Source organism: Roseomonas sp. KE2513 (assembly GCF_016107305.1).
Lineage (GTDB): Bacteria > Pseudomonadota > Alphaproteobacteria > Acetobacterales > Acetobacteraceae > Roseomonas.
Genome location: NZ_RCVR01000018.1, coordinates 51,517 through 77,790 on the forward strand (window position 1 = coordinate 51,517; position 26,274 = coordinate 77,790).

Annotated in this window: 30 protein-coding genes; 14 read left to right on the forward strand and 16 right to left on the reverse strand. The window is 68.8% G+C overall.

The window, feature by feature from the left end; genetic code table 11:
• Positions 1-2: 2 nt before the first annotated feature.
• From D9599_RS18050 to D9599_RS18095, 10 genes are all read left to right on the forward strand, one after another.
• The gene (locus tag D9599_RS18050) at positions 3-1,313 is read left to right on the forward strand and encodes a sensor histidine kinase (RefSeq protein WP_232480648.1); all 1,311 of its coding nucleotides are present in this window, start codon (positions 3-5) and stop codon (positions 1,311-1,313) included.
• Positions 1,314-1,658: 345 nt separating this feature from the next.
• Positions 1,659-2,042: a copper-binding protein gene (locus tag D9599_RS18055; protein ID WP_198382672.1), complete on the forward strand. Its 384-nt coding sequence runs from the start codon at positions 1,659-1,661 to the stop codon at positions 2,040-2,042.
• A 108-nt stretch (positions 2,043-2,150) separates the two neighbouring features.
• Entirely contained in the window at positions 2,151-2,573 is a 423-nt protein-coding gene (locus tag D9599_RS18060) for a four-helix bundle copper-binding protein (RefSeq protein ID WP_198382673.1), read from the forward strand.
• Positions 2,574-2,582: 9 nt separating this feature from the next.
• A complete protein-coding gene (gene nrtS / locus D9599_RS18065) occupies positions 2,583-2,855 on the forward strand; it encodes a nitrate/nitrite transporter NrtS (RefSeq protein ID WP_198382674.1) in 273 nt (90 codons plus the stop codon).
• 340 nt (positions 2,856-3,195) lie between these two features.
• On the forward strand, positions 3,196-3,495 hold the full coding sequence (locus D9599_RS18070) for a hypothetical protein (protein WP_198382675.1): 300 nt from the start codon (positions 3,196-3,198) through the stop codon (positions 3,493-3,495).
• A 556-nt stretch (positions 3,496-4,051) separates the two neighbouring features.
• Complete coding sequence (locus D9599_RS18075) at positions 4,052-4,687, forward strand: peroxiredoxin (RefSeq protein ID WP_198382676.1); 636 nt, start codon at positions 4,052-4,054, stop codon at positions 4,685-4,687.
• A 249-nt stretch (positions 4,688-4,936) separates the two neighbouring features.
• Positions 4,937-5,824 carry an MBL fold metallo-hydrolase gene (locus tag D9599_RS18080; RefSeq protein ID WP_198382677.1) on the forward strand — a complete coding sequence of 296 codons (888 nt, stop codon included), beginning with the start codon at positions 4,937-4,939 and terminating at the stop codon, positions 5,822-5,824.
• Positions 5,825-6,250: 426 nt separating this feature from the next.
• Positions 6,251-6,526, forward strand: a complete 276-nt coding sequence (locus D9599_RS18085) for a methyltransferase domain-containing protein (protein ID WP_198382678.1) — start codon at positions 6,251-6,253, stop codon at positions 6,524-6,526.
• A 163-nt stretch (positions 6,527-6,689) separates the two neighbouring features.
• Positions 6,690-7,187 carry a hypothetical protein gene (locus D9599_RS18090; protein ID WP_198382679.1) on the forward strand — a complete coding sequence of 166 codons (498 nt, stop codon included), beginning with the start codon at positions 6,690-6,692 and terminating at the stop codon, positions 7,185-7,187.
• Positions 7,188-7,366: 179 nt separating this feature from the next.
• The gene (locus D9599_RS18095; protein WP_198382680.1) at positions 7,367-7,597 is read left to right on the forward strand and encodes a hypothetical protein; all 231 of its coding nucleotides are present in this window, start codon (positions 7,367-7,369) and stop codon (positions 7,595-7,597) included.
• Between the two features lie 91 nt (positions 7,598-7,688).
• Here D9599_RS18095 and D9599_RS18100 read toward each other — a convergent pair whose 3' ends face one another.
• On the reverse strand, positions 7,689-10,091 hold the full coding sequence (locus D9599_RS18100) for a heavy metal translocating P-type ATPase (RefSeq protein ID WP_198382681.1): 2,403 nt from the start codon (positions 10,089-10,091) through the stop codon (positions 7,689-7,691).
• A gap of 204 nt (positions 10,092-10,295) precedes the next feature.
• Here D9599_RS18100 and cueR point away from each other — a divergent pair, with 204 nt between their 5' ends.
• Positions 10,296-10,784 (forward strand): Cu(I)-responsive transcriptional regulator, encoded by a 489-nt coding sequence (gene cueR, locus D9599_RS18105; protein ID WP_198382682.1) that lies wholly within the window; start codon positions 10,296-10,298, stop codon positions 10,782-10,784.
• 97 nt (positions 10,785-10,881) lie between these two features.
• Here cueR and D9599_RS18110 read toward each other — a convergent pair whose 3' ends face one another.
• The 12 genes from D9599_RS18110 to D9599_RS18160 all read right to left on the reverse strand — a co-directional run bounded on the left by D9599_RS18110 (position 10,882) and on the right by D9599_RS18160 (position 20,019).
• Positions 10,882-11,094 (reverse strand): hypothetical protein, encoded by a 213-nt coding sequence (locus D9599_RS18110; RefSeq protein WP_198382683.1) that lies wholly within the window; start codon positions 11,092-11,094, stop codon positions 10,882-10,884.
• Between the two features lie 305 nt (positions 11,095-11,399).
• A complete protein-coding gene (locus D9599_RS31970; RefSeq protein ID WP_255531602.1) occupies positions 11,400-11,528 on the reverse strand; it encodes a hypothetical protein in 129 nt (42 codons plus the stop codon).
• On the reverse strand, positions 11,525-13,546 hold the full coding sequence (locus tag D9599_RS18115) for a type IV secretion system DNA-binding domain-containing protein (protein ID WP_309228652.1): 2,022 nt from the start codon (positions 13,544-13,546) through the stop codon (positions 11,525-11,527). The genes D9599_RS31970 and D9599_RS18115 overlap by 4 nt, the downstream gene beginning before the upstream one ends.
• A 301-nt stretch (positions 13,547-13,847) precedes the next feature.
• Positions 13,848-14,321 carry a hypothetical protein gene (locus D9599_RS18120; protein WP_198382685.1) on the reverse strand — a complete coding sequence of 158 codons (474 nt, stop codon included), beginning with the start codon at positions 14,319-14,321 and terminating at the stop codon, positions 13,848-13,850.
• Entirely contained in the window at positions 14,321-15,619 is a 1,299-nt protein-coding gene (locus D9599_RS18125; protein WP_198382686.1) for a hypothetical protein, read from the reverse strand. The genes D9599_RS18120 and D9599_RS18125 overlap by 1 nt, the downstream gene beginning before the upstream one ends.
• A complete protein-coding gene (locus D9599_RS18130; RefSeq protein ID WP_198382687.1) occupies positions 15,616-16,107 on the reverse strand; it encodes a hypothetical protein in 492 nt (163 codons plus the stop codon). The genes D9599_RS18125 and D9599_RS18130 overlap by 4 nt, the downstream gene beginning before the upstream one ends.
• 123 nt (positions 16,108-16,230) lie before the next feature.
• On the reverse strand, positions 16,231-16,740 hold the full coding sequence (locus tag D9599_RS18135; protein ID WP_198382688.1) for a lytic transglycosylase domain-containing protein: 510 nt from the start codon (positions 16,738-16,740) through the stop codon (positions 16,231-16,233).
• Positions 16,737-17,177, reverse strand: a complete 441-nt coding sequence (locus tag D9599_RS18140; protein ID WP_198382689.1) for a hypothetical protein — start codon at positions 17,175-17,177, stop codon at positions 16,737-16,739. Before D9599_RS18140 ends, D9599_RS18135 begins: the two co-directional genes overlap by 4 nt.
• Positions 17,174-17,422 carry an IcmT/TraK family protein gene (icmT, locus tag D9599_RS18145; protein ID WP_198382690.1) on the reverse strand — a complete coding sequence of 83 codons (249 nt, stop codon included), beginning with the start codon at positions 17,420-17,422 and terminating at the stop codon, positions 17,174-17,176. Before icmT ends, D9599_RS18140 begins: the two co-directional genes overlap by 4 nt.
• Complete coding sequence (locus D9599_RS18150) at positions 17,422-18,591, reverse strand: type IV pilus twitching motility protein PilT (protein ID WP_198382691.1); 1,170 nt, start codon at positions 18,589-18,591, stop codon at positions 17,422-17,424. Before D9599_RS18150 ends, icmT begins: the two co-directional genes overlap by 1 nt.
• The gene (locus D9599_RS18155) at positions 18,588-19,553 is read right to left on the reverse strand and encodes a type IV secretory system conjugative DNA transfer family protein (RefSeq protein WP_198382692.1); all 966 of its coding nucleotides are present in this window, start codon (positions 19,551-19,553) and stop codon (positions 18,588-18,590) included. The genes D9599_RS18150 and D9599_RS18155 overlap by 4 nt, the downstream gene beginning before the upstream one ends.
• Positions 19,546-20,019 carry a DotD/TraH family lipoprotein gene (locus tag D9599_RS18160; RefSeq protein WP_198382693.1) on the reverse strand — a complete coding sequence of 158 codons (474 nt, stop codon included), beginning with the start codon at positions 20,017-20,019 and terminating at the stop codon, positions 19,546-19,548. The genes D9599_RS18155 and D9599_RS18160 overlap by 8 nt, the downstream gene beginning before the upstream one ends.
• A gap of 156 nt (positions 20,020-20,175) precedes the next feature.
• Between D9599_RS18160 and D9599_RS18165 the strand changes: the two genes are divergently transcribed.
• The 3 genes from D9599_RS18165 to D9599_RS18175 all read left to right on the forward strand — a co-directional run bounded on the left by D9599_RS18165 (position 20,176) and on the right by D9599_RS18175 (position 21,970).
• The gene (locus tag D9599_RS18165) at positions 20,176-20,424 is read left to right on the forward strand and encodes an antitoxin (RefSeq protein ID WP_198382694.1); all 249 of its coding nucleotides are present in this window, start codon (positions 20,176-20,178) and stop codon (positions 20,422-20,424) included.
• An 11-nt stretch (positions 20,425-20,435) separates the two neighbouring features.
• Positions 20,436-20,873, forward strand: coding sequence for a type II toxin-antitoxin system VapC family toxin (locus tag D9599_RS18170; RefSeq protein WP_198382733.1), 438 nt, complete (start codon positions 20,436-20,438; stop codon positions 20,871-20,873).
• A gap of 36 nt (positions 20,874-20,909) precedes the next feature.
• Positions 20,910-21,970, forward strand: a protein-coding gene (locus D9599_RS18175; protein ID WP_198382695.1) for an IS630 family transposase whose coding sequence is annotated in 2 segments (ribosomal slippage) — positions 20,910-21,396 and positions 21,396-21,970 — 1,062 coding nt in all. Because the reading frame shifts where the segments join, the coding sequence is not laid out codon by codon here.
• Positions 21,971-22,045: 75 nt separating this feature from the next.
• Here the strand turns inward: D9599_RS18175 and D9599_RS18180 are convergent.
• The 3 genes from D9599_RS18180 to D9599_RS18190 are packed head-to-tail and all read right to left on the reverse strand — an operon-like array spanning position 22,046 to position 26,219.
• Positions 22,046-25,108 (reverse strand): ATP-binding protein, encoded by a 3,063-nt coding sequence (locus tag D9599_RS18180; protein ID WP_198382696.1) that lies wholly within the window; start codon positions 25,106-25,108, stop codon positions 22,046-22,048.
• Positions 25,105-25,788 (reverse strand): HNH endonuclease, encoded by a 684-nt coding sequence (locus D9599_RS18185; protein WP_198382697.1) that lies wholly within the window; start codon positions 25,786-25,788, stop codon positions 25,105-25,107. Before D9599_RS18185 ends, D9599_RS18180 begins: the two co-directional genes overlap by 4 nt.
• A 5-nt stretch (positions 25,789-25,793) precedes the next feature.
• Positions 25,794-26,219 carry a hypothetical protein gene (locus tag D9599_RS18190; protein WP_198382698.1) on the reverse strand — a complete coding sequence of 142 codons (426 nt, stop codon included), beginning with the start codon at positions 26,217-26,219 and terminating at the stop codon, positions 25,794-25,796.
• Positions 26,220-26,274: the final 55 nt, after the last annotated feature.

Genomic DNA, 26,274 nt, shown 5'->3' on the forward strand with positions numbered 1-26,274 from the left:
GCTTGCGTCCGGATGACGCACAGAAGCGGACACCTGTCGGACGCGCCGTGGCCGCTGCCCTGGCCGGCGAGCGGGACGCGCTCGCCGCCGAGCTCCGCGAGGCAAGGACCGCCCTCGCCGGCGCTCAGGCCGAGATCGCGCGGCGGGAGGCGGCGGGCGGTGCCCAAGCGCGGGCGCGGGTCCCGGCGGAGCACGCCGAAGCGGCCAGGGACACGCCCGTCCCGACCGGCGCCGGGCTCGCGGCGCGGACATCCGAATGGGTAGCGGAGGCGCGCCGCGTCACCGCTGGGCCTTGGGTGAACGCACCGCAGGCGGACGAGGAGCACCTGCGGCTCATCCTCGAGAGCGCGACCGATTACGCGATCTACACACTCGATCTGGAAGGCCGCGTCACAACCTGGAACGCGGGCGCGCGGCGCATCTTCGGCCACGAGGCTGACGCGGTCCTGGGCCGGTCCGGCGAGATTATCTTCACCCCCGAGGACTGCATCGCCCGGGTACCCGAGATCGAGATGTGCCGGGCGGCGGAGGAGGGCCGCGCCGCGGACGAGCGCTGGCACCTGCGCAAAGACGGTTCTCGGGTCTGGACCAGCGGGTCGATGATGCCGCTGCTGGGCGGCGACGGCGGGCTGCGCGGCTTCCTGAAAATCCTGCGCGACCAGACGGCCCGTCACCACGGAGAGGAGCACCGCGCCTTGCTACTCCGCGAGCTGGACCACCGGGTTAAGAACGCGCTGGCCACGGTGCAGGCGGTTGCGGCGCAGACGCTGCGCCAGGCGAATGCGCCCGCCACCCTCCGGGAGACCTTCGAGGCGCGGCTCAGGGCGCTGGCGCGCTCGCACGACATGCTGGCCCGGGGCGGCTGGGAGGGCGCCTCGTTGCGCGAGGTGATCGAGCGGACCCTCAAAGCCTATGCAATGGACAGCGACGGGGCGGCGGGCCGCGTTTCGGCGGAGGGGGCCCCGGTGCAACTGGCGCCGAACGTCACGGTCACCCTCAACCTGGCCCTGCATGAACTGGCGACCAATGCCGCGAAGTATGGCGCGCTCTCGGTCCCGGACGGGCACGTCGAGGTGACCTGGATGCTGGAGCGGCGGGCCAGGGACGAGACGCCCGTGGTCGCGATCGTCTGGCGCGAGCGGGGCGGACCGCCGGTGCGCCCGCCGCAGCACCGCGGCTTTGGATCTCGGCTGCTGGAGCAAGGCCTGGTGCGGGAGTCCGGCGGCCAGGTGCGGCTCGACTTCGCGCCCACGGGCGTCGTGTGCCGCATCCGCCTTCCGCTCGCGGCGCCCTGGGAGGGATCGGTGCCGTGACCGGACCGGAGCCAGTTGTTCGCCGGTGCCCGCCGTCGCTGGGCCGGGACGACGGCCTCGATGCGATGAGAGGATGGGCCGCCATGCGCTGGCTAAGCTCCGATGCGGCGCGTCGCCGAGGGCCGGGCCTCGGCGCGGGCCGGCTTGCCCCCGCGAAGCGATCATGGCGGGCGCGTGCGTGCAGCCGAGGTGCTGACCCCGTCCCCACGCCATCGGTCCGCCGCGCGAGGGAGTTCTACCGGGCCGGCGGTGCCGGCCGGACACGTGCGGTGGGCGACGCCCGCCTGCCGTCGGGAGCGTGCCCCCTGCACGCGCATCCATGCCGTCCATCCAAGGAGCGAGGATATGACCACGATGATCACGAGGCCGCTGACCGTGGCCGCCGCAGCGGCTGCACTTCTGTTCCTGACCGACGCGCCGGGGCACGCGCAGCAAGGCCCGACACCCGGCACTGCGCCACAGCAGGCGGCCAGGCCCGGCGCTTCGGCCGCCCAGGGGGCAACGGCGACCGGCACGGTCCAGAAGGTGGACACGGCCGGCCGGACGCTGGGCCTCGCGCACGGGCCCATCCCGGCGATCGGCTGGCCGGCGATGACGATGGAGTTCCCGGTGGCCACAGGCGTGGACCTGTCGGGGCTGGCGCCCGGCCGGCAGGTGGAGTTCACGCTCGCGCCGCGGCCCGGGGCGGGTGGTGGCTATGTCGTCACCCGCGTGGCCCCGAAGGGCTGAGCGGCCGTTGCGGTCACCGCCGCCGCGGTGCTCGCGCCCGTGGGTGCCGCGGCGGCGTGGGCGCGGCCCGGCGGTCGCCGTGCGCTTTCCCCGACGGAGGAGTGGTCCATGTCCAACCTCTACGACGGCCGCCGCGCATCCACCGGGATGCTGCGCCATATCCGAATCTGCCTCGAATGCCATCGCGCCTGCCTCCGCGCGGCGGTGGCCTGCCTCGGGCACGGTGGCGCGTGGGCGACCACGCCGCTAGCCCGAACGATTCTCGATTGCTCGCAGGTCTGCCTGATCACGGCCGACCTCATGGGGCGCATGCCGTCATTGCAAGCCGGGCTACGCCAGGCCTGCATAGCGGCGTGCGAAGAATGCGCCGGGCATTGCGAGCACATGGTGGGCGAGGTGCCCGGAATGCGGGGCTGCGCGGAAGCCTGCCGCCGCTGCGCCGACGCTTGCCGCAAGGCGGCGGTTGGCTGGAGCCGAACCGGCGCTGGCGCCGGCGGCAGCGGCGGACGGCGCCGTCTTGCCCACATGTGAGATACGGTGATGCACCGATCGATCGTCAAATCGAAGTACCTCGTGGGACTGGCGCTCTCCGAGGGCATACCGCGGCGATCCGCCAAGGCGGCGGTGATCGTCGGCTCGATCCTGAACCTCATCAACCAGGGCGAGGCCCTGTTCGGCGAGGCCGAGCTGAACATGCCGAAGGCGCTGCTGACGTTCGTCGTTCCCTACTGCGTTACGACCTACGGTGCCGTCAGCGTTCAGCTGGACCGCAGCCGTGCGCCCGATTGCGACGGCAGCGCCGATCCTCGATGACCTCCAGCGCGGAGGACGCATCCTGGGAGCACGCGGCGCGTCCCGTTGCGCTTTTGGAGGAGGTGGTGGCCTTACCCTCCGGATCAGGGCGATGCGGATGCGGCAAAGCCACGATAGGGCGACCGCACCAGGGAAGGGCCAGGGGAAGCGGCTGCACTCGGGCAGCCCCTCGCGACGGCGATGAACCGGGATCGCAGATCGGCCGGCGTGGCTTCAAGTGCCTGCTCCTCGTGCTCCTCGGCACGGATTCCATAGGGCTCCTGCAGGCAGGTGATGCCGAGGACGTGAAACCGTGAGCGGCCGGTTTCCCGCCGCTCTTCAGCGCAATGAGAGATGTTTGATGAAGCGCACGAACACGCCGCCCGAGCGAGACGCGGCGCATAACAAAAGGCCAGAGGCAGCATTCGGCCGTGGGTTCCGCAGATGGGTACCCGTCCTCCTGGTGGTTGCGGTCATCCTCTTCCTGCTGGGTACGGGCCTGTTCCCCGGTAGCGGCTCACCTGGGGGGACGTTCTCGTGGGGTTGGACCCTGCTGATCCTGCTTGTGCTTCTGCCTTGCATGCTGATGCCGTTCATGATGAGGCGGCACCGCGGCGGCGATGCGGAACGTGACCGGAAGGACGACGGGCATGGCTCCTAATCGGAAAGCATTGGATGGCTGAGGTGTTCTTTTGAATTGTGCAACCGACCTGCGCGGCACAGCAGCGGAGCCGTCTGCTGTGCCGCGCTATGCCGGCCTGACGCAGCTTCGGCTGCCTTTCATGCTTCGCTCTCTGGAAACGGCACCTCCACTGCGCGCGTGGCGGAGCGGTGGGCCTACGCAGACCGAGCCTGGAGTTGACCCAACAGCGGCACCGCCGCCACGCAATGGGCGAGGAGAAGCGCTGTCGAGCGCGCGGCAGCCGTTCCGAGGCGCGGCGGATCCGCAGCGAGCGAACGGATCTCCTCCCGACCTGGGTCAGCGGCAGCGGACTCTGGACAGCCTCTCTGCGCGGCGAGATGCACGTCGCGCGCGCTGCACCAGGCGGCCACCGGTGCCTGAGCCGCCGCCCGAACCTGTGCGTGCGTGTACGACTTCCCGTTGCACGGCGCACGGCCGACACCCATCTTCGCATCTTCGCATCTTCGCATCTTCGCATCTTCGGAGTCCGCGGTAGCGGGGACGAACGAGATTGATGGACAAAAGGAGGAATCGCATGATTCAGCTTGGCCAGATGGCCCCTGACTTCGAGGCGGATACGACCCAGGGACGTATCCGCTTCCATGAGTGGCTCGGCAAAAGCTGGGGTGTGCTGTTCAGCCACCCGAAGGATTTCACCCCTGTCTGCACAACAGAGCTGGGGGAGACGGCCCGGCTGAAGCCCGAGTTCGATCGACGCGGGGTGAAGGTGATCGGCCTTTCGGTAGACCCGGTCTCCAGACACCAGGACTGGGAGGCGGACATCGCCGAGACCCAGGGCTATGCTGTGAATTTCCCGATGGTCGCCGACCCGGATCAGCGCGTCAGCAAGATGTACGGCATGATCCACCCGGAGGCCGACCCGGCGGTCACGGTGCGCACCGTCTACGTCATCGACCCGCAGAAGAAAGTACGGCTTGCGCTGATGTACCCGCCCAGCACCGGCCGCAACTTCGACGAGATCCTCCGGGTCATCGACAGCCTGCAGTTGACCGACACAGCGAAGGTGGCGACACCGGTGAACTGGCGCCCCGGCGAACGGGCGATCATCCCGCCCTCTATCACCGACGAGCAGGCGAGGTCCCTCTTCCCTCAAGGCTGGGAGGCGAAGCGCCCCTATCTGCGTTACGTCGAGATGAAGGAGACCTCCTGAAGTGCTTCGTCGCGCGCGATGCAGTGTGTCGCGCATCGCGCCCCGTGAGCGGCTCCAGGCGGATGCGGGTGCATGCCGCCAGAAGGCTGATTGCTTTCGGCAAAACCTTCCGGGACCCCCGCGCCCGCAGAGCCGAGCGCGGTCCCGCTGGCGCAACGAGGCGGACCGCCAGCTGGCCAGAGGCGGATGTATGCGGCTGGGCCGCTCTCGGCCGGGATGAGAGAACCACGCCGTGATGGGAGACCGAGAATGGACGAACATCGTCGCGCTGAGGTGACCGGCTTCTTCCACGAGGACACCAATAGCGTCGCGTATGTCGCCGCCGATCCGGCCACCGGGCGCTGTGCCCTGATCGATCCGGTGCTCGACTTCGACCGGAACGCCCGGGCGACGCGAACGGACTTCGCCGACCGCATGCTGGATTTCGTGCGAGGACATGGGCTCGAGGTCGAGTGGATCCTCGATACCCACCCGCACGCCGACCACCTCTCGGCCGCGCACTACCTCAAGGAACGGCTAGGCTGCGCGCCGATAGCAATCGGAGATCACGTGACGGTCGTTCAAAAGATGTGGAAAACGATCTACAACCTCACCGACTTTCCCGCGAACGGATCGCAGTGGGACCGCCTCTTCAAGGACGGCGAGCGCTTTCGTGTGGGAGGGATCGAGGCGGAGGCGATTTTCTCGCCCGGGCACACCGCGGCTTCGGTGACCTACCGGATCGGTGACGCTGCGTTCGTGCACGACACGCTTTTCATGCCGGACTCGGGCACGGCGCGGGCCGACTTCCCAGGCGGCGACGCGCGCGCACTTTGGCGCTCGATCCGACGCCTCCTGGCAATGCCGCCGGAGACGCGGCTCTTCACCGGGCACGACTACATGCCTGGCGGTCGGGAGGCCAGGTGGTTGTCCAGCGTCGCCGAACAGCGCGAGCGCAACATCCATGTCCGCGACGGCATCTCGGAGGAGGCGTTTGTCCGGAAGCGCGAAGCGCGGGACGCCGGGCTGCCGCTGCCGGCGCTCATGCTGGAGGCGCTGCAGGTGAACATCCGGGGCGGTCGGCTGCCTGAGCCGGAGGCGAACGGCTCCTCGTACCTAAAGATCCCGCTCAACCTCCTCCCGCTCCGCCGGGCGTAGATCCGTGACGGAAGTGGACCAGCGGGCGAGGGCGCCGGGCACCGGCGAGGACATCTGCCCCGAGTGCCACGGCACCAGCCGGGTCCGGGGCGAAACCTGCGTGAACTGCGGCGGGACTGGCAAGGTCATCAGGGGCATTGCGAGCGGCTGACACGGGTCCGCCAATGTCTGGCCGATGGAGGGCTCTGAGGGCGCTGGCGCGGAGCAAGGCCTTGAGCACCTATGAGCGCTGGATCCCGCCGCGCCTGACCGACTGGACGATGCGCGCCGAGGATCTTGCGTCCTACCGCCGACGGCTGGTGTGGCCCGCGCGAGGGCGGGTGCTCGAGGTCGGCGCCGGCTCGGGGCTGAACCTGCCACTCTACGGCCCCGGTGTCGAGCTGGTGATCGGCCTCGACCCCTCGGCGGAGCTGCTGCGCCGCGCACTTGGCGGCGGCCGAGGCGATCCCGCTCGCGGAGCGCAGTGTGGACGCCATCGTGATGGCCTGGACGCTCTGCAGCCTGGGCGACGCCCGTGCCGGCCTCGGCGGAACGCGCCGGGTGCTCCGGCCTGAGGGGGAGCGCCTCTTCGTCGAGCACGGGCTGGCGCCGGAGCCGGGGGCCACCGCCAGGCAGCGTCGCCTGGACCCCCTATGGGCCCGGGACAGCTGCCACTTCGACAATCCCGTGGGCGACATGCTGCGCGTGGCCGGGTTCGCGTGATATATTTCCGCTCCGAATACCTCGGCAAGGGACCGAAGCCGATGACCTTCATGTATGAGGGGCAGGCGCGACCGGCGGCGGATGCCAGTCCATGGGTGAGCGGGACGCCGGATGGCGGGCCCTCCGCTCTCGATCCGACGCACCGGGGTCATGGCGCCGTCGCGTGACGTCCGTGCACCGCCCCCCCGATCGGCGCCATGCTCCCGCCCGGCCGCTTGGTCCCCTCCGCCGCCTCCTCGAGGCGCCCGCGGCGAACGTGGCGGTCTTCGCCTTCCTGCTGAACTATCCCTGGGAGTTTCTGCAAGTGCCGCTGTTCCGCGGCATGCCCGAGGCGTCGCACTGGGATGCCATCAAGGTCTGCACGAGCGCTACCCTCGGCGACGCCGTCATCGCGGTGGTGGCCTTCTGGGGCATCGCCGCGGTGGCTGGGACAGGGCGCTGGATCTTCGCCCCCAGCACCGGGCAGCTTGCGGGTTTCATCGGCATCGGCGTCGCGATCACGGCGGTGCTGGAGTGGCTGGCAACGGGCCCGCTCGGGCGGTGGACGTACGCTGAGGCCATGCCGATCGTCCCGCTGCTCGGGGTCGGGCTCTCGCCGGTGCTGCAGTGGGTCCTGCTGCCGCCGCTCGTGGCGTGGTTCGTCCGGCGGCAGCTGACGTGACGCGGGTCGGAAGCGGGAGCGGCGATCCCGCTGCCCGCGTTCGGGACAAGCATGATGCCTGCGCCCCGGCCTTCAAGCCGGTGGGAGCCTCATCCGCTCCCACGTCCGCCGAACTGCCCGTCCAGCCCGCGGGCCGCTCGACGGCGCAGCCTTCCAGCGCCACGGGGCGGATGGACAGCATGCAGGGCATGGACCACTCCAACATGCCCGGGATGAACCACGAGAACATGCAGGGAATGTCCGGCATGCAGGGCCACAACATGTCCGGCATGAACATGCAGGACATGATGGCGCACTGTCGCCAGATGCAGGCCGACGCCAGCGCCGGGCGAACGATTCCGCAGGACATGCAGGCGATGATGGCGCACTGCAATCAGATGAGCGGCTCCTCGGGTGCGCGGACCCGCTGAACCGGAGAGGGGCGGCGGTCGATGAGGCCGCTCGCCACCCTGGGTAGAAGCCCAGGGCGACCATGTCTGTAGCCATGGTCACGCGATGGCCTCAGAGCCGGAGGGCTCGCAGCCGCAGGGCGTTGCCGATGACCGAGACCGAACTCAGTGCCATCGCCAGTGCTGCGACGATCGGACTGAGCAGGATCCCGAGGACCGGGTAGAGCACGCCAGCGGCGAGCGGCACACCGAGCATGTTGTAGACGAAAGCGAGGAACAGGTTCTGCCGGATGTTGCGCATGGTCGCCCGGCTTAAGGTCTGCGCACGCGCGATTCCGGCAAGGTCGCCCTTCACCAGCGTCACGGCCGCGCTCTGCATCGCGACGTCCGTCCCGGTGCCCATAGCGATGCCGACGTCGGCCTCGGCCAGGGCCGGGGCGTCGTTGACGCCGTCACCAGCCATGGCGACGACCTTTCCCTGGGCCCGCAGCTCGCGGACGATACGGTGCTTGTCCTCGGGCAGGACGTCGCCCTCGAACTCCTCGATACCGAGCCTGCGGGCCACCGCCTCCGCCGTCGTGCGGTTGTCGCCCGTCAGCATGACGATGTGGATGCCGCTGGCGCGTAGGCTCTCCAGCGCTGCGGGCGTGCTCTGCTTGACGGGGTCGGCCACGGCGATGACGCCGCCCGGCCTGCCGTCCATGGCCAGGAAGAGCGCCGTTCCCCCCTCGCGGCGGAGCTCGTCCGCTCTGGCCGCGAGGGCGCCCAGTTCCACCCCGAGCTCCTGCATCAGCCGCGCGTTGCCCAGTGCGACTTGGCGCCCCTCCACCGTGCCGGTCACGCCCTTACCGGTGACAGAGGCGAAGTCGGCCGGTTCTCCGAAGGCCATGCCGCGTTCCTTGGCTGCCGCCACGACCGCGGCGGCCAGCGGGTGCTCGCTGGACCGCTCCAGGCTGGCGGCCAGCGGCAGCACCTCGGCCTCGGTCAGACCCGGCGCCGGGACCACGGCCACGACCTTGGGCTTGCCTTCCGTCAGGGTGCCGGTCTTGTCCACGACCAGGGTATCGACCTTCTCCATGTGCTCGAGCGCCTCGGCCGACTTAATGAGCACGCCCGCGGACGCGCCCTTGCCGACGCCAACCATGATCGACATCGGGGTCGCGAGCCCGAGCGCGCAGGGGCAGGCGATGATGAGCACCGAGACGGCGGCGATCAGCCCGTAGGAGAGCGCCGGGGACGGTCCCCAGGCGGCCCAGGCGACGAAGGCCAGCACCGCGACCGCGATGACCCCGGGGACGAAGTAGCCGGACACCGTATCGGCCATCCGCTGGATGGGGGCTCGGCTGCGCTGGGCGTCGGCGACCATGGCCACGATGCGCGACAGCATGGTGTCGGAGCCGACCTTGTCCGCCCGCATCACCAGCGACCCAGTGCCGTTCACCGTGCCGCCGATGACCTTGGAACCGGACTGCTTCTCGACCGGCAAGGATTCGCCGGTGACCATGGACTCATCCACGGCGCCGCCGCCCTCCAGCACCTCCCCGTCCACCGGCACACTCTCGCCAGGACGCACCCGCAGCCGGTCACCGGCCTGGACGTCCGCCAGGGGGACCTCCTCGTCCTCCCCGTCATCCTTGAGGCGCCGTGCGGTCTTCGGTGCCATGTTGAGCAGGGCGCGGATGGCGCCGCCGGTCTGCTCGCGGGCTCGCAGTTCCAGCACCTGCCCGAGCAGGACGAGCACGGTGATGACGGCGGCCGCCTCGAAGTAGACGGCGACCGTTCCGTCCATCCCGCGGAAGCCCTCCGGGAAGGCCCCGGGGGCGAAGGTCGCCACCAGGCTGTAGAGGTAGGCGGCGCCCGTCCCGAGGGCGATCAGGGTGAACATGTTCAGGCTGCGGTTCACCACCGACTGCCAGCCGCGGACGAAGAACGGCCAGCCCGCCCAGAGCACGACGGGCGTACCCAGCAGGAACTGGACCCAGACCGACGTCCGAGGCGGCACCAACTCGTGCAGGCCCAGCCCGGGAATGTGAGCCCCCATCTCCAGGATCACTACAGGAAGCGCGAGGGCCAAGCCAATCCAGAACCGGCGGGTCATGTCGGCTAGTTCGTGGTTAGGGGCGGCCTCGGCGGTCACCTCCAGCGGCTCCAGCGCCATGCCGCAGATGGGGCAGTTGCCGGGGCCTTCCTGCCGGATCTCCGGGTGCATGGGGCAGGTGTAGATGGCGCCCTTCCGAGGGGCGGGGGCCGGTGCCGCGGCGGCATCTTTCAGCTTGAGGTACTTTTCGGGATCGGCCTGGAACTTCGTCCGGCAACCGGCCGAGCAGAAATGGAAGGTCGTCCCGGCATGCTCCAGGCGATGCTTGGAGGTGGCCGGATCGACCTTCATCCCACAGACCGGGTCGGTGACCAGCCCCGGGTCTGCGGCCGGGCCGGGACCATGATGGTGGTGGTCGTGGCCGCAGCGCGGTCCGTCTTGGTGCGGATGCCCGTGACTGGTGTGGTGACCGCTCATGCTTGCCGCCCCGGTTCGGGCCGCGTGGAGCGGGCCCTCGTTGCTCAGGTGCCCAGAAAGGTGGTGTCTCCCATGATGGGAAGGTCAAGGACTATCTGTTGCCGAGTTCGCGAGCTCTCGAGTACGCCGCCTTTACCTTCCCACTGTGGGAATCCCCATCTTGGCCGGGACCAGGACGAGCGGTGCCTAGTTGAGGAGATCTCCATGAACATCGGACAGGCCGCGAAGGCGTCCGGCGTCTCTGCAAAGATGCTGCGGTACTACGAGAGCGTGGGCCTCCTTCCCGCGGCGGGGCGAACGGAGGCGGGCTACCGCGTCTACTCGGAGCAGGACATCGGCACGCTCCGGTTCGTACGAAGGGCCCGCGACCTCGGCCTTCCGCTGGACCGGATTAAGCAACTCATCGGTCTCTGGCAAGACGAGGACCGCGCGAGCGCCGACGTGAAGCGCATCGCGACCGAGCACGCGGCCGAACTGCGCGCCAAAATCGTCGAGCTGACCAGGATGTGCGAGGCGCTGGAGGAAATCGCGGCGGCCTGCCACGGTGATCACCGGCCGGAGTGCCCCATCTTGGACGAAATCGCTGAGGGAGGCGGGAATTTAGCTGCCTCAAACCTATCGAGAACAGGACAGCGAGCGAGACGCGAAGCGCCGAGTGCTGCAGCGCACCGAGCCAATCAGGGAACCATGTGATGAGTGAAAACTTTGTGCCGCCATTGAACAGCAGGCGTGCGATCCTGGGCGTCGGTCTGGCTGTGGCGGCGCTTCCACTTGCGGGCGCCCGGGCGGCTCAGGGCACCAAGATCGAGGTCTGGAAAGACGCGACACTAGGATTGGTGGAACGGACGTAGCGCGATCGCTCGACACGCAGCACCTCGCCGCTGTGCATCAGGCCCTGCACGAGGTCGTTCATCACGGCGGCGCCGTAACCGATGGCCTTGGCTATCTCGCAACTCGTGCGGGGCACGTCCAGCAGGATCATCGCCGCGGCCTGGGCGGCCATGTGCTCGATCCGCCGCCGCGATGCCCTCGCCGGGGTTCCTTCGCTACGGCGCCAACTCTTACCTTCGGACCTGACGGACGCTACGGCGTCGATCCGGGTGAGGCGAAGATCGCTGAACGGACTTCGGCCCCCGGCAGTCCGGTCCGTCCGGCGAGCTCGGCCACACTCGAAGTTTGCGTCAGCGCGGCCATCACGCGGCGGCCTGCCGACCTGTCCGTCCCGGTCGGATCGTCACGAAGGGCGAGGAGATGTCCGGGCAGGATGAAGTGGTCGAGGCAGTAGGCAACGGCTCTCCCATCCCGAAGCTAGTATAGCAGGGTTCGTGTGGCCTTGACGACCGACCCTCCGCTCGCTGCCGTCAGGTCGGCCAGCGTCGCGGGACGGTGGAGGGCAGCGAGGATTGGGCGGGCGCCGGGAAGGTCGGTCGCGGTCATGCCGCCAACCGCCCGATAAGCAGGTTCAGCCGCGCCGCCAATTCCTTGGCCGTCATGGCGGGCGGCTCGGGAAGGTCGAGCGTGCCGGCCTCGATGACGTCGCGAGCGACCTCCCGGCCGATGCGTTCGGCGGTGGCCGCCGGGGCGCCGTGCGCCAACTCTATGGCGGAGAGGGACGTCGAGAGACCGCGATCAGCGGCGACGATCCGCGCCGACGAAGCAGGGAGCGAGCTCGCGGCTTCATCGCCGGCTTGGACCGGCTTCATCGCCTCCATCATGGGCTGGCTGCTCGTGACGGGCGGCTCTGGGAGGACGTCGTTGGCCGGTATGGGGAGGGGCGTCGCGCCGGCAGCGGCAATAGCCGCGGCGATCCGACCCTCCGGCGTTTCGGCGTCGCTGCTACGGAAGGCATCCACCATGGCTCGCAGCACAGGATCTTCCGTGACCGGCAGGCCCGGGGGAACCCGTCCGCTTTCCAGCCGCGCCGCGACATCCTTCACCCGGCCGCCCGGCTCCTTCCCATCCTTGGTGAGGCCAGTGAGGATCAGCGGCCGGTTCCGACGGATCGGACCATCCGCCTTGACGTCAGCGTGGAACAGCTTGGCGTACACGCGCCGTCCACCCAGCATCACGATGGCCTCGCCTTCCAGCAGCTTCTGCAAATCAGACCACGCCACCCGGTTCACCTTGCGGACTTCAGCCGAGGGGCCCTCGCGGTACTGCCCGGCCTCGCCCGCCACGAAGGAGGTGGCCTGAGTCACTTCGGTCTCGCCGGCGGTCTTCTCGATCCACTCCCGCGTGCGGTTGGCATCCTGCTGTCGCATGGCGATGGTCAGGTTGGCATTGCCGAGCAGCGAGGCAGTCTTCTCTCCCAACCGCGCCCAGATGCCCGATACCTCCTGGAAGCAGAGCCAGAACATGATGTTTAGGCCACGCCCCATCGCCAGCATACGGTCCATCCCATTGGTGGCGTAGTACGCCACCTCGTCGAACACGACGTGGAACGGGCCCTCGCCCATGCCCGGCTTGAGCGAGAAGATCTCCTTGCTGTCTCCCTCCAGCTTGGCGCCGAGGAGCTGTGCCAGCATGCCGCGAAGCGAGGCCACCACGATCTTGCCGAGCGCGGCAAGGGTGTCGTCGGAGTTCTCCAACGCCGGAAGGTTCACCACCAGGATTCGCCGGTTCAGCACCACGTCGCGCATGTCGATGTCGCCCGACAGCACCTTGAAGATGTGCCCGAGGCTGACGGAAAGCTGTGAGAATACGCCGGTGAAATAGAACAGCGCGAAACCGTGCTGCTTGGACGGCTCCTCGCCCTTCTGCTTGTTGTAGGGCTGCGAGGTGTCATAGCCCGGCAATTCACCCAGGTAGGCTTTAAGCGGGTAGATGATGTCCTCCGGCATGGTCGGCACGGAGATCTCCGATACCTTGCCGCCGATGGCATCGCGCACGAGAAAGATGCGGTGCGAGGCCAGCATGTCGATGGAGCGCAGCTCCAGTGAGAAGCGGATCGTCTCGATGTTGATGGGGATTCCCATCTGATCGCGCATCCACACCAGCACAGGGGTAATGGTGCCAATCAGGGCCACCGCGCGGGCGCGGAACACACCGTTGCTGTCGTCGGACTTCTGCTCGCCCAGCTGAGACACCAGCAGTTCGCGGATGGCATCGGCATTACCCCCGGCGAAGGGGTTGAAGGTGTTGCTCTGCTTGATCCCGGACGCGACAAGGAAGTTCAGGACCAGCACGTCGTCCTCACGGCCGAAGCGCCGTGCCAGCGCCATCACCTCGCCATAGAGCTTGTTATCGGCCTTGCCGTCCACCAGCACGAAGCCGGAGCCGTGGGTCAGGGAGTTGGCCAGCAGGCTCAGGATAGCGGTGGTTTTACCCGCTCCGGTGGTGCCGGGGATGGTTCCGTGCTGTCGACCGTCCTCGTTGGTGATCCAGAGTTCCTGCCCCGTTACCTGGTCTATGCCGAGGAAGATCGAGCCTGCGGCCCTCTGAGGCTTGCGGTCCACCGGGCTGGGATAGTTCCAGTCCGGCTGGTCCGCGCTCCGCGGCAGGCGCAGGGGTAGCCTCACCCGCCGCCGCATCACCCAGGCCGCGTAGATGGCCGCTGTCGGCAGCAGCAAGTCGATGGACGCTGGGTAGAAGATGGACACTCCGGCACCGGCGGTCAGTGCGAGACCCGAAAACTGGCTTCCGAGCAGCTCCGCGAGGCGGACGGTGAAGGGCCGGACGTCGCGGTAGCCCATGCCGCTGCCGCGCTCGAACTGGTTCTGCGGCCCAGAGATCTCCCGCTGAATCATCGCCCCGACCTCAGCGCTCGAGGCCGAAGGCGTTACGAGGCGGCGTTCCCGGCGATCCGGCGACCACCGGGGCCGGGGAGGGGGGGACGACACGCGGGGGCTGCGCCAGCTGCTGCTGCAGCATCGGGGGCAGTTGCGGGAGCGGCGGTAGCTGCACCTCGGCGCCGCGTGCGGGCGCAAGCTGGAGAGGGGCATCCGGCAAGGATGGCACCGCCCGCATCACCGTCGGGGGCTGCGCCCGAAGGCCGGCATCTGCCGCGCGGCCGCTGGACGGCGACGCAGTGAGCTGGCCGACGCCGAACGCCACGACCACGGCCGCCGCGCCGCCCAGCCAGGGAAGCAAGGACCGACGCGTCTCCTGCTTTGTCGCCTCCGCCAGGTGGACATGGATATGCATCCCGTCCGGCCCTGCCGCCCAGGCCCCGGAGGGTACTTCGCGGGACAAACCCCGCTCCTCACGATCTCGCACGTCGCTACCGGCCATCACGGCTGCTCCTTCTGCTCTTCCCGATGCTGCTTGATTGCGGCGCGAACGGCGCGCAGGGCTGAATCCACGTCGGGCTCGAACAGCGGGCACCGCGCCTGCCGTTCGGCATTCCAGTGCGCGCGGGCGCCGACGGCCTCGACACGGGGGTTCGGGTGGGCGTTCTGCCCCAGCCCGTGGCCAGGGAAGCCGAGCGAGTGCAGGGCGTACCAGAGCCCCCGGTCCACCAGCTTGAGCCCGTTGAACTGCGCCGGAGCCAGAACGCCTCCGTTCAGCCGCGCCGCATTCAGCAGGCTCATGAGCGCGGTGGTCTCGAAAGCATGGTGCCGGGTGATGGCCTCGGCCGGCCTGCCCACCGTCCCATCGCCGATCAGCGCGTCTGCGGCCGCGAGCACCGAGGGCGGCACCGGAAGCAAGGCCTCGGGGCCGGCCGGCCCATGCCCTGTGTCGGATGCAAGAGCTTCGGCGAAGTCGCCCAGCAGCAAGAGGCTTTCCTCGCGACGGCCGGCCAGGTGCAGAGCAAAGGCTGCGAACATCACCCGGGACTGCGGGCGGGCAGCGGTTGCACCACGCCAGACCGGCCCGAGCTGGGCGATGAGCCCCTTCCTGACCCGATCGGCGTCGTACTCGGACGATGCTTCCTGAAGCTTGCGCCACTTCCGCTTAGGCTTGGCCTCGGCCGCGCTCCCGGCCTGTTCCGCCTCGGGAGCTGCCTGCTGCGCCGAGGTTGACGGCCCCGTGGCCGCTTCCACCTCCTTCTGTTCCACCGGCAGGCGGAGCAGCCACTCGTGTGGATGAAGGGCAGGGTCAGCTGGGCGGGGCGCGCCTGTTCCGAGCGGGACGAGCCGCAAGCCTCGGCCGAGATAGGCACCGGCCGCGCGGAAGAAGCGCGCCTGCTCCCGTGCCAGCCCGTCGAGGTCGAACCGGCGCCGGAACCGGGCCGGCGGCGCCCACACGAAACACAGGACGGCCAGAGCGCCGATCAGTGCCGCGGCGGGTATGCGGATAACGGTGTTGACCCTACCACTCATCGCCATGAGCTCATCAAAGGTCACTGTCTCGTAGCGAGCGACCGCCACCATTCTCGACAGGCCTCCGAGTTCGTCCGTCACCAGCGAAAGCGCCGAAATCTTCCACAGCTGCAGGGCTGCGACCGCCTCCACCACCTCCGTGTGGTGGTAGCTCCACAGCATCCAGCCGCCAAAGGCTAGGCCGACGACGATCACGGCGAGACTGAGAAAAGTGTAGTCGTCGCTCGAGGCCCAGCCCGAGCGCCCGGTGCCCTTGCCAACGCTCACGACGGGAGCCTCCCGGCGGTCCAGGAGGGCAAGGCCACGAACAGCACCCTGGCGTGCTGCCGACGGGCCTCGCCGCCACGCTGGCCATCATACGGGAGGGCCGTATCGTAGCCCGGAAGGTCCGCGAGATAGGCGTTCAGCGGATAGATCAGGCTCTCGGGCATGTTCGGCACAGGCTGCTCGCGGAACCACCCCGTGGCCCAGCACGGCATGAGGAAGGCGCGCCGGTTCGCGAGAGTGGCGACCGAGCGCAGCTGCAGCGCCAAGCGGATCGCGGCCCCGTCGAGGCGCAAAGCCTCGCGGTCCCGCATCCATGTCAGCACCGCTGCTGCCGCGCCCAGCAGGCGAGTGGCCCGGCTTGTCAGCGGATCGCCGTCGCCCGCCGTCTGCCCGCCCCCGAGGTGGCGCAGCAATAGATCGCGGATATCGATGGCATCACCGTTACGAAGGGACTGCGGTGGATCGGGGAGGGTAGGCGGCACGTACATTGGGATGGCTCCAGTGGCGACACGCGAACCGTGCCGCCCCGCGACGCGAACGGCGCGTAGTCACATGCCCCCGCCCGAAATCTACCCGTCCATTTCCGCGCAATGTGCTGACACGGCAGGAGGTTAGTGCGCAGCGATCCGAGTTGCTGGCACGGCAATGAGCTGCAGCCGCATGACGTGCTCCAGGACCTTGCGGAGATAGCGTGTCTTGTAGACGTCGGTGCGTGAATGGTAGCGACCCACGCCCTCCCAGAAGTCACCGCCGGCGCCGTCGATCTCCCGCCGCAGGATCCACGCTCCAGCTTCAACATTGGCGCAGAAGTTGTTCAGCAGCGCCTCGCGAGCGGCCGCAGTCGTGGTGTTCCAGCGCCGAGCGATGGTCGGCAGATGGATCTGGTTGATCTGCATCGGTCCGATATCCACCGTGGCGTTGGTGTTCTGGCTCGCCCGTCCGATTGAGCCCCCCTCTACCGACAGCAGCACTGCAATCACCCCCGGCGGCAAGCGATGCAGTGCCGCCGCGGCCTGGATGCACTCGGTCACGGCCGCCACGGTGCCGTCCGACACCGAGGCCTTGGCGGGTGCTGCGGCCACAGCCGCAGCGGCAAGCGCCGCGAGAAGGAATGTCCTCATGGCGTTGGTCCCTGCGGGCGGCTTGGGGTGGCTTCGCGCCCATCCGTGACCCCGAAGGGCCGCAGTTGCTGCCAGAGCTTGGCGAAATCGCTGACCGGCAGCGCCGACGGGCTGCCGGTCCGCTCGATGGCTTCCATGGCCGACAGCATCACCACTGAGAAGGGCGCACCCCGGATGCCTTTCACCCGGTAGCCCAGCAACGCGTCGGGGTCGTGCTCCTGCTCGATCCCCAGGTGCCGACCCGTCGCGGCCCGCCACACGACATTCGCCGCCGCCAGGAAGTTCGGCATCAAGCCGTCCGGGGCCGCGACCAATGCCGCGGGCAGCCGGTGATCGAGGCCGGTAGCCTCGTCGCGAAGCAGCAGCGGTCGCCCGTCGCGCTCCACCAGCCGTTGAAGCGTGCGCCCGACCGCGCCGAGGTTTAACGCCTCGCTCACGCCAGCCTCCGCCGCTTCCAGGCCGGCACCGCCGGGCGGAGCCGGCCAACAAGCCAGCCCCGGACGATGCGGAACAGCGCCGGCAGGGTCAGCCCGAAGAATGAGAGCACGCCGAAGAAGGCAGTCCCGAGAAGGGCAATGTAGAGGGTCGTCCAGCTCCAGTAGGTGACGAAGCACAGCACCGGCAGCAAGGCTCGGGCGTCCAGCATCAGGAACCGAATGGGCAGTGCGGTGTTCCTCCACATCAGCCGATCCTCCTCATCTCACCTTCGGCGACGGTGGGGCTGATCCGGCCCTCCTCCAGCGCCCGGGTGATGGCCTTGCGATAGGACTGGCCGTCCGTCTCCAGCGTGGTGCGGATCAGGTCGGGCCAGTCGGAGGGAGAGGTCTGCATCAGGCGCCTCCGCAGCGGGGCGTCGAAGACGAGGTACTCGCGCAGCGCGGTGCGCTTGCCGTCCGTCGAGAACACCAGGCGTTGGTTGATGATAAGCCGCAGTGACTGAGCGATCGAGGTGACAAGGTTGTCGCGTTCGTCACCGGGGCACAGCGCCACCATGCGCTGGATCGTCAGTGCCAAGTCGTCGGCGTGGATGGTGGTGGTCACCGTCGAGCCCGCCATGGCAGCGTTGAGCGATGCGGACATCGTCGCCCCGTCGCGGCTCTCGCCGACGATGATGTCAGTGGCCTCCCGCCGCCAGCAGCCGCGGATGAAGGCCTCGAAGGTCGGCAGATCCCGCGGGATCTCCGTTTGCGCGATGGTCGAAGTCGGGCCCTCGAGACGGTCGAGCAGGAACTCGATGGGCGCCGCGCCCTCGACGATGTTGTAGTGGCCGTTCGGATCTCTCAGCTTGGCAACCGTGAAGCCGCCGATCAGCGTGCTCTTGCCCGAGCCGGTGGAGCCGCTGACCACCACGAAGCCGCCCCGCGGTCGGTAGTTCTCGAGAATCTCCGGCTCGACGAGCTGCGCATCGAGGTCCGGGGGCATGTCGGGAATGGGGCGCAGCACCAGGTTCGCTCCGCCGCGGCGGCTGGTGTGGATGGGAGTGGCGTTGACGCGGAACCGCAGCCGCTCGGAGCGGCTGATCGCCACGGCGTAGGATACGTCGAAGTCCGATCCGCCCTGCAGGCGGGCGGTGCCGTCGGCACCGTAGAGGTGGTTGGTCACGACGGACACCTCCACCTCGCTCAGCGCCTTGCTGGTCGCCTTGCGGTTGCGGCCATGAACCATGATCCAGACCGGATGGCCGGTCTGGAAGGAGATGCGCGAGGCCCCCTGGCGGTGTGCCCAGATGAGCAGGGAATCCAGCCCAGGGGCGGACTTGCGGGGGTCTTCGACCCAGCGAAGTCCCTGCTCGGGCCACCCTTCGGAGGAGGGCCCGATGTCTTCGTGGACTGCTTCCAGCACGGCGCTCATCGGCAGCCCGCCCCCGGCTGCCAGCGCCTTGGGTTGCGCTGCAGCCCCGGCTGGTCGGTGATCCGCACGGTGCGATCCCCGATCGCCAGACGCGAGCGGCCGCCGTCGGCGGCGCTGCTCTCGAAGGCGATACGCGGCTCCTCCACCAGCCCGGCGCGCAGCAGCACCCGGAAGCGGGCCATGCCGATCAGGTCGCGCTGCAGGCGGCCGAGGTCGGACAGGAAGATGTTGACCGCCTGCTTCTCGCCCTGGGCCCAGCCTTCGGCGACCCAGCGATCCCAGTACCGCACCTCCTGACGGGTCCGTGGCAGGGCGGCATCGGCCGGCCGGGCCGGAGTGCCCCAGGATCGCACGAGGTAGGAGCGCCAGTCCGGCGGGGCCGAGGTCAGCTGCGCCTCGCGTGTGATCTCGAAGATGCAGCTGGTTTCTCGGGCCACCTGCCCGTTCTCGCCCAGCGCGAAGGCCATCTGCGCCTCCGACACGATCGGGGGGCGCATCAGCGTCTGGCCGCCCCCGACCGAGAGCACCAGCGGACGGAAGTCGTAGGTTGTGGTGAGCTGGGCCTCGTAGCGGCGCAGCATCTCGTTGATGGCGAAGGACCGGCCCGCGAGGCCACCCTGGGCGCCGTAGATCGTGGCCGCTTGGCGCAGCACCTCGGCACGTCCGGTTTCGAGACCGTCGCCCACTTGATCGCCGGGGCGGGCCGCCTGCAGGGCCTCCAGCGAAGGCGGAGCCTCCACGCCCTCGACCACGGGCAGGGTGCCGGCGCCGGTGATAGGCTGATTGATCTGGTCGGCCAAAGTGCGTGAGGCGGCCTCATACTGCGCCTGCCCCGGCATGAGCGGGCTCGCCAGGAAGCTGACGCTGCCCTCGGCGCGGGCCGCCGGGGCGAGGACCAGGGCCGCGAGCGCTGTCGCGGCCAACAGTGCGGGACGCGGACCGGAGCGGCGGGGCTCAGACATGGTGCACCACCTGCACGGTGCGGCTGGCCAGGTCGAGCTGCACGGTGGCATAGGCGCCCGCCTGCTCGCCCAGGGCGGCGAAAGCGTCCACCAGGGTGGTGGAGGGTAGGTTGACCGCCACGGGCACGGGCTGCGGCCGCTCAACCCCGGACACAACCACGGTGTAGCCGATGGTCCCGGCCAGCTTGCGCACGCCGTCGGCCAGCGGCCCGTTCCAGGTGAAGGCCACCGGACGCCGGAGCTCCTCCGGCACCACCGGACCTTGGCCGGCGGCCAGCGCTGGGCGGTTCAAGCCGCCGAGCTGGGCCATCTGCTGGCCGACCTGCTCCATAGAGCGGCGCAGCGCCACCTCGGGATTGGGCATGCCGGTGGTGACGATCTCGGTGGTCGGGCCTGTGCCGGCGCAGCCAGCCAGGCCCACGAGCCCCGCGAGTACCGTCGCCAACCTCAGTCGTGTGCTTGCCATGGGGATCTCCAGCTCGTCGAAGCGGAGAGTGCGGGCAGTCGGCGCGAACGGCGCGTCGCACCATCGAGGCGGATGGTACCGAATTAGGAATACCCTTGATTTCAGTGCCAGGCGGCTGGCATATGTCTGGCATACCCCTTCCTGGGAGGTCCCGACATGCCGCGATCCAACCCCACCCCCCGTCAGGTGCGCCTATTCCGAAACAACCGGAATCAGGCTGTCCGCATACCTGTGGAGTTCGAACTCCCTGGTAACGAAGCCATCATCAGCCGCGACGGCGATCGCCTCATCCTAGAACCCGTCCGGTCCAAGAACCTCTCAGTGCTTCTGGACAGCTGGGAACCCATGGAGGAATCTCTTCCAGACATCGACGATCAGCCGCTTGTCACACGGGACATCTTCTGAGCGTGCTGTACATGTTGGATACCAACATCGTCAGCGACCTAATCCGGAACCCCAGCGGAACAGCAGCGCGCAAGGCGCGGGCGGCGGGGGCAGCAGTCTGCGTCAGTATCATCGTGGCAGCGGAGCTGCGCTACGGCTGTGCCAAGAAGGGATCACCTCGGCTCCTGGAGCGGGTAGAGGCCTTTCTGGATGTGGTGCCAGTGATGGCACTGGAAGTTCCCGCCGATGCTGAGTACGGCGGACTAAGAGCCGAGTTGGAGGCGGCAGGTCAGCCGATCGGAGAGAATGACTTGCTGATTGCCGCGCATGCCTACGCCCTGGAAGCAACCCTCGTGACAGCGAATGTCGGAGAGTTCCGACGCATCCGCGGCCTTCGGGTTGAGAACTGGCTAATACCAATCGCCTTGGCAACTGACTCGGATGTGATCCCGCCCGTGCGGTGGTTGTGATTCGCTCCTCCTGACGGCTGATTTTAGGAGGCTGAGATGGCGTTGGCGATCACGCGACAGGATCTTTCGGCGGCCGAGCTCCGGAGATCAGCGGCGCGGAGCCGTGATGCGAATGCGGCACGCCGGATGCTGGCGATCGCGCTGGTGCTGGAAGGGGCCTCGCGTGAGGAGGCGGCCGAGAACTGCGGTATGGACCGGCAGACGCTGCGCGACTGGGTGCATCGCTACAACGATGAAGGGATTGCCGGGCTGACAAACCGCCGTGCTCCGGGCCCGGCTCCACGGCTCTCCAGTGAGCAGGCAACCATGGTGGCCCGGTGGGTTGAGGATGGACCAGACCTGGAGCGCGACGGTGTCGTACGCTGGCGCTGTCGTGACCTGCAGGAGCGGATCGGGAGCGAGTTCCGGGTCAGCCTGCACGAGCGCACGGTGGGCAAGCTGCTGACCAAACTGCGCTTCCGCCGTCTTTCCGTGCGGCCACAGCACCCGCAGAGCGACCCCGCCGCGCAGGCGGCTTTTAAGGGGGCTTCACTGATCGGGTGAAGGAAGCCGTCGGCGCGGTTGCACCCGGCTCTCCCCTTGAGATCTGGTTTATGGACGAAGCCAGCGTCGGCCAGCAGGGCACGCTGACACGGATCTGGGCCAAGCGGGGCACGCGCCCGCGTGCCGTGCGCGATCATCGCTACACCTGGGCCTGGCTCTTCGGTGCAGTCTGCCCTGAGCGCGCCGTTGGCGCGGCCGTCGTGCTGCCCGAGGTTAACGTGGAGGCCATGAATATCCACCTGGCCGAGATCAGCCGCTGCGTGAACACGGGCGCGCATGCCGTCCTCGTGCTCGACGGCGCAGGCTGGCACACCTCACCCAGATTGAGCCTTCCCAGAAACATCAGCTTGCTTCCGCTGCCGCGCTACGCACCCGAGTTGAACCCGGTGGAGAACGTCTGGGAGTTCCTGCGCCAGAACCTGCTCAGCCATCGCGTATGGGACAGCTACGACGCCATCGTCGATGCATGCTGCCACGCCTGGTCCGCCCTGATGAGCACGCCAGACCAGATCGCCTCCATCACCCGCCGCTCGTGGGCACAGGTCAAACTCTGAGGCGGTTGGTATAACACCAGGCTGACCGTTGCCGTGTGTTCAAAGTGAACACACGGCGTCTCCTCCTTGACTGACCTACTCGGCCGCCATCATCCGCCGCGGCGGCTCGTTGTCCTGCGCCACGTCGCGCAGCACGATGCCCAGGCCCCGCCCATCGGTCAGCTCGGCGGCGAGTTCGTCCACCACACCCGCCTCTGCTCGGGCGTCCAACTCGCCTCGCTTCAGGCGCTCGTTCTTGCGCCGATCAATCTCGTCCACGGCCGAGCCGCGTGGAAACACCCGCGCCAGGCGCCGGAGCGCCTCCTTGAAGCCCACCGCCGCGTACAGACGGTTGCGAAGGGCCGTGTCACCGGGCGTCGTGCTCAACGCCCACAGCTCCACCGGCCCCAGGAAGTTCACCAGCATCTGCTCGTACTTCGCGCCCCCGGCCAGCAGCACTGCCAGGAACGGCGCCCCCTTCGGGCCCGGCCCCTGCAGGGCGAAGCGCACGACGTCGGCGCTGGCCTTGCTCAGCCCGAAGCGCTCGATGACCTCGTTGCACTCCTTCTCGTCGCCGGTCTTGAGGATGAACCGTCCCGTGGACTGGCCGACAAGCTCCTCTCCCATGTCGCTCAGCCGCTGCGATGCGAAGCCCAGCTGCAGGTTGTGCTTGCGCCCTTCGCGCACGTCCAGTGCAGCCTGATCGCGAACCTGCGGACTTCCCTTGGTGCGGTGCCACTCGTCGTAGTCGAGCCGCTTCACCGACTCCATGATCTCCTGGAACCGACTGCGCTGGTAATCGCGCACCTTCTCCGGAACGTATTCGGCGTAGTCCGGGTGCAGGGTGAAGTTGCGCGCCAGGATGTGGCGCGCCAGCAGGTACATCATCTCCGTCTGCCGGTCGTTCACCGCCGAGCCGGTTGGCGCCACGGCAGCGAGGTCGAGCACGATGATCCGAGCCGGCCCGAAGTCCAGCCTGGTCGGTGCGTTCAGCGTCGGGAACTTCTTGATGACGTCGTAGATGTATCGCTCGAAGAGCCCGATCGCGTCCTCGCTCGTGGTGGAGATCTTCAGTTCGTCGAAGATGTCGCGCACCTGATCGCCTCTGGCCGCGACCACCAGATCTTCAAGGGTCGGAACCGCATGGCGTTGCGCCACCTCGGCGAGCCGCCATTCCTGCCGGTCGATCAAGGCGTCCACCACGTCCCGCCACCAGGGCTCGGCGTGCTCCAGCACAATGCCGTGCCTCGACAGCGCGGCATCGACGGCCGGCTCGACACCGGCCCGGTAAGGCTTCGGGGAGCCGCCGGGGACGTCGGTACAGAGGCGGTAGGCCTCGTCGATGACGTAGCCGATCAGCTGGCTCAGGCCCTCGAAGGGCATGTTCTGACCCGGCGGCATGGTGGCCAAGGACAGGAAGTTCTGCAGGAACGCCTTCTCCATAGGCAGCGGATAGGTGCAGCCCACCTGCAGGTCGAAGATGTTGAACTCGTAGCCCGCCCGGAACTGCATGGTCACGAAGAGGGCCTCGTGCTCGCGCTCCGGTCCCAGCGCCTCGCGCACCAGCCGCACAAACCCCTGGGCGGAGGGTCCGATATCGGCCTTACCGATCAGCGGCAGCTTTGCCCCGCGTGAGCCCAGCACGGCGGTGCTGAGGCACAGGCCGAGGTTGATCGTGTTGGCGAGCACCGACTTTCCGGAGCCTGGCGGGGCCACGAAGATGTCGCACACGAGCGGGCGCTTGGAACTGCCAGCGGGCTCATAGGGCCAGATCGCACCGTCGGGACGGGTGAACAGGACCGAGCCTTGCTCCCAGGGCGAGGCGCAACGATTCCAGGGCAGCATCGCGAAGGCGTCGCCCAGCAACGCGATGCCCGGCGTGCCGGTCGAGGCCAGCGCCAGGGCGGGCACGCTGCTCAACGCTCCTTCCAGGGGGTCGCCTGCAATGCTGGTGGCCTTGCAGTTGCCCCAGCCTTCCAGCCGTTGCGTAAGGGTGGAGGCGCGGCGGCGCAGTTTCTGGGTATCGCCCGTGGGTGCCCAGGTGGCGAAGGAGGCGCGCAGCTTGACCCCGACGTGACCGTTGGTGTCGCGCTCCTGCTTCAGCGCCTCGAAGGCACGGCGCACGTCGGCATTGCCGGGGAACATCGAGAACAGGGTGGCGCCGAGCGACTTCAGCAGCATCGCCGAACGCCCGCCGCCCTCGATCAGAATTGAGCCGCGCCAGGGGATGCGGTCCTGCCCCAGCCGGGCCGACAGCTCGACAAAGGGCCGGGGGTCCTCCGGCCCCACTGCCATGTCAACGGGCGCGTAGTCGTTGTCGCCGATGCGAACCCGCTGACCACCCTGGGTCTCTGCGTCCGCGTGGAAGATCTGCTCGCGGATGGCGGGCCACAGCATGCCGGGCGCAGCATCCGGCTTGCGAACCTCGTCCTCGGTCGCCCGCGGCATCACCCGGTCGCCCATGAGGGTTGCCTTCCAGTCCGATCCGGAGGTCTCCCGGTACACCGCCTCCCGCACCAGCTTAAGCGCCTCGTGCGCGCCCAGCCCGCGGGTGGCGATGTCGTTGGCCTTCAAGGCGGCCTCGACGCGCAGCACGAACGCGTCGTGGCGCGCTGCCATGACCTCCGACCGGAGATAGTAGAGCTGGCTGTCACCGGCCCTGGGACCGGCCTTCGCCAGGGCGGACTGCTCCTCCCCCATCTGCTTGCGCTCCTCCTTGGTCAGGACGGAGCGGCGGGTCCACAGCACGTAGTAGGCCGCCTCCCAGCGCATGACCTTGGGCCAGAGCGCCGCGCGCTCGTTGAGCACGTCGCCGACGTCCAGACCCAGCTCGCGCGCGATGGTGCGGCAGGAATCGAGGTTGAGGCGGTCGATCTCGACGGCCGACTGGTCGGGGTCGGAGATGAACCAGCCCATGATGGCGTGGCCCGGGTCCTCCAGAGCGCCAGACAGGTCCATCCGCTGGGCGAGCGCGATGCGCTCGACGTCGGCGCGGGTGGCCATTCGCCGCATGCCTTCGATGCGGATGACGCTGAGGTAGTCGGAATGCTTGGTCACCAGCGCGTCGCCGTGCGTGGTTTCGACGTCGCAGAACGTGCCGATCGGCTGCTTCAGGGTAAGGGACAAGCCCGCCAGGAGGCGGGAGATGGCGCCGATCATGCGGCCCTCCTCGAAGCTGCGGGGGTGGAAACGGGGAGGGGACTGGGAGCCTTCGGCTCGGGGCGGCCGGCCCAGGCGCGGAGCAGGCCGGGATAGATGTCCTTGCCGCCCACCAGCATCCGGCCCGTGGGCACCAGCCGGATGCTCCCCAGCAGGTTAGCGCGGCCGCGATAAGCGCCGGAAGTGAGCGCCAGCAGAGCCGCACCGAGCACGCCGGGATCGGACGTTCTCAGCCGCGCCCGGGCCTGCTCCTCCCGGCCGAGAAGGGCCTTGAGAGCCCGCCACGCGGCCACTGTGGCGTCGGTGGCCCTGGCGGGGGGCACCTCCAGCGTGGGGTCGGCATCGGCGTCGAGCAGTGCGAGGTGGGCCGAGCGCGTGAGCATGAACACCGCCGCCTGGCTCACCTCCGGCAGCCACGCCAGCACGGCGGACCGCTGGCGGGCGGCGACGTCGAGGTGCTGAGCGAGGTGACAGAGGTTGCAGGCGGCGGCGAGGTTCGCGGGAGCGTGGTTGGCATGGTCGCCGTCGAGGTGAAACACCTCCTGCCGGCCGGCGGCGAAGGCACCGCAGAACCGGCAGGGAGCGTCGGCGGCGGCGCCGCGGCACTGCCGCTCCACCCCGACCGGATCCACGCCCCAGGCGGAGCGGTGGGCGGACAGTGGGAGCGACAGAAAGCGCACCGGGATCAGTTCCCAAAGGTGACGGGGGCGTTGGTGCCCGTGATGGTGGCCGCACCGCCGCTGGTCGTCTGCGCGGCCTTGCCGATCCAGGTGCCACCGGCGGCGAAGAGCCCGCACAGCACGAGGCCGGCGATCCCTTTGGAGAGCATGCCGCCCTCGCGCTGCTGGGGCTGCCGGGACTGCCAGAGCGCCCAGGCGCCGCCGACGAGGCAGAGCAGCGCGGCGAGGTACATGGCCATGGAGCCGACATTGCCGCCGGCGGTGGTGGCTTCTTGCGCCATGGTGCTGACCTGCCCTCCAATCCCGGTGCCGGCCGCCTGGGCGAACGCCTCGCCCGAGGTGAGCAGGGCCGCACCGGCGGACAGCATGGCGGTGCCGGCCTGCAGCGACCGGCGACAGGTGGAGACGATGACGGGGCTGATGGACTTCACGGAGTTCGCTTTCCTGTTGCCGAGGAACCGTGCGGCGCCTCTGAAAGGAGAGTCC

Excerpts from the sequence above, each read along its gene's own strand:
- D9599_RS18055 (WP_198382672.1), top strand. The coding sequence starts at position 1,659 with ATGACCACGATGATCACGAGGCCGCTGACCGTGGCCGCCGCAGCGGCT.
- D9599_RS18060 (WP_198382673.1), top strand. The coding sequence starts at position 2,151 with ATGTCCAACCTCTACGACGGCCGCCGCGCATCCACCGGGATGCTGCGC.
- nrtS (WP_198382674.1), top strand. The coding sequence starts at position 2,583 with ATGCACCGATCGATCGTCAAATCGAAGTACCTCGTGGGACTGGCGCTC.
- D9599_RS18070 (WP_198382675.1), top strand. The coding sequence starts at position 3,196 with ATGAAGCGCACGAACACGCCGCCCGAGCGAGACGCGGCGCATAACAAA.
- D9599_RS18075 (WP_198382676.1), top strand. The coding sequence starts at position 4,052 with ATGATTCAGCTTGGCCAGATGGCCCCTGACTTCGAGGCGGATACGACC.
- D9599_RS18080 (WP_198382677.1), top strand. The coding sequence starts at position 4,937 with ATGGACGAACATCGTCGCGCTGAGGTGACCGGCTTCTTCCACGAGGAC.
- D9599_RS18095 (WP_198382680.1), top strand. The coding sequence starts at position 7,367 with ATGCAGGGCATGGACCACTCCAACATGCCCGGGATGAACCACGAGAAC.
- D9599_RS18100 (WP_198382681.1), bottom strand. The coding sequence starts at position 10,091 with ATGAGCGGTCACCACACCAGTCACGGGCATCCGCACCAAGACGGACCG.
- cueR (WP_198382682.1), top strand. The coding sequence starts at position 10,296 with ATGAACATCGGACAGGCCGCGAAGGCGTCCGGCGTCTCTGCAAAGATG.
- D9599_RS18110 (WP_198382683.1), bottom strand. The coding sequence starts at position 11,094 with ATGGCCGCCCAGGCCGCGGCGATGATCCTGCTGGACGTGCCCCGCACG.
- D9599_RS31970 (WP_255531602.1), bottom strand. The coding sequence starts at position 11,528 with ATGACCGCGACCGACCTTCCCGGCGCCCGCCCAATCCTCGCTGCCCTC.
- D9599_RS18120 (WP_198382685.1), bottom strand. The coding sequence starts at position 14,321 with ATGGCCGGTAGCGACGTGCGAGATCGTGAGGAGCGGGGTTTGTCCCGC.
- D9599_RS18130 (WP_198382687.1), bottom strand. The coding sequence starts at position 16,107 with ATGTACGTGCCGCCTACCCTCCCCGATCCACCGCAGTCCCTTCGTAAC.
- D9599_RS18135 (WP_198382688.1), bottom strand. The coding sequence starts at position 16,740 with ATGAGGACATTCCTTCTCGCGGCGCTTGCCGCTGCGGCTGTGGCCGCA.
- icmT (WP_198382690.1), bottom strand. The coding sequence starts at position 17,422 with ATGTGGAGGAACACCGCACTGCCCATTCGGTTCCTGATGCTGGACGCC.
- D9599_RS18150 (WP_198382691.1), bottom strand. The coding sequence starts at position 18,591 with ATGAGCGCCGTGCTGGAAGCAGTCCACGAAGACATCGGGCCCTCCTCC.
- D9599_RS18155 (WP_198382692.1), bottom strand. The coding sequence starts at position 19,553 with ATGTCTGAGCCCCGCCGCTCCGGTCCGCGTCCCGCACTGTTGGCCGCG.
- D9599_RS18160 (WP_198382693.1), bottom strand. The coding sequence starts at position 20,019 with ATGGCAAGCACACGACTGAGGTTGGCGACGGTACTCGCGGGGCTCGTG.
- D9599_RS18165 (WP_198382694.1), top strand. The coding sequence starts at position 20,176 with ATGCCGCGATCCAACCCCACCCCCCGTCAGGTGCGCCTATTCCGAAAC.
- D9599_RS18170 (WP_198382733.1), top strand. The coding sequence starts at position 20,436 with ATGTTGGATACCAACATCGTCAGCGACCTAATCCGGAACCCCAGCGGA.
- D9599_RS18180 (WP_198382696.1), bottom strand. The coding sequence starts at position 25,108 with ATGATCGGCGCCATCTCCCGCCTCCTGGCGGGCTTGTCCCTTACCCTG.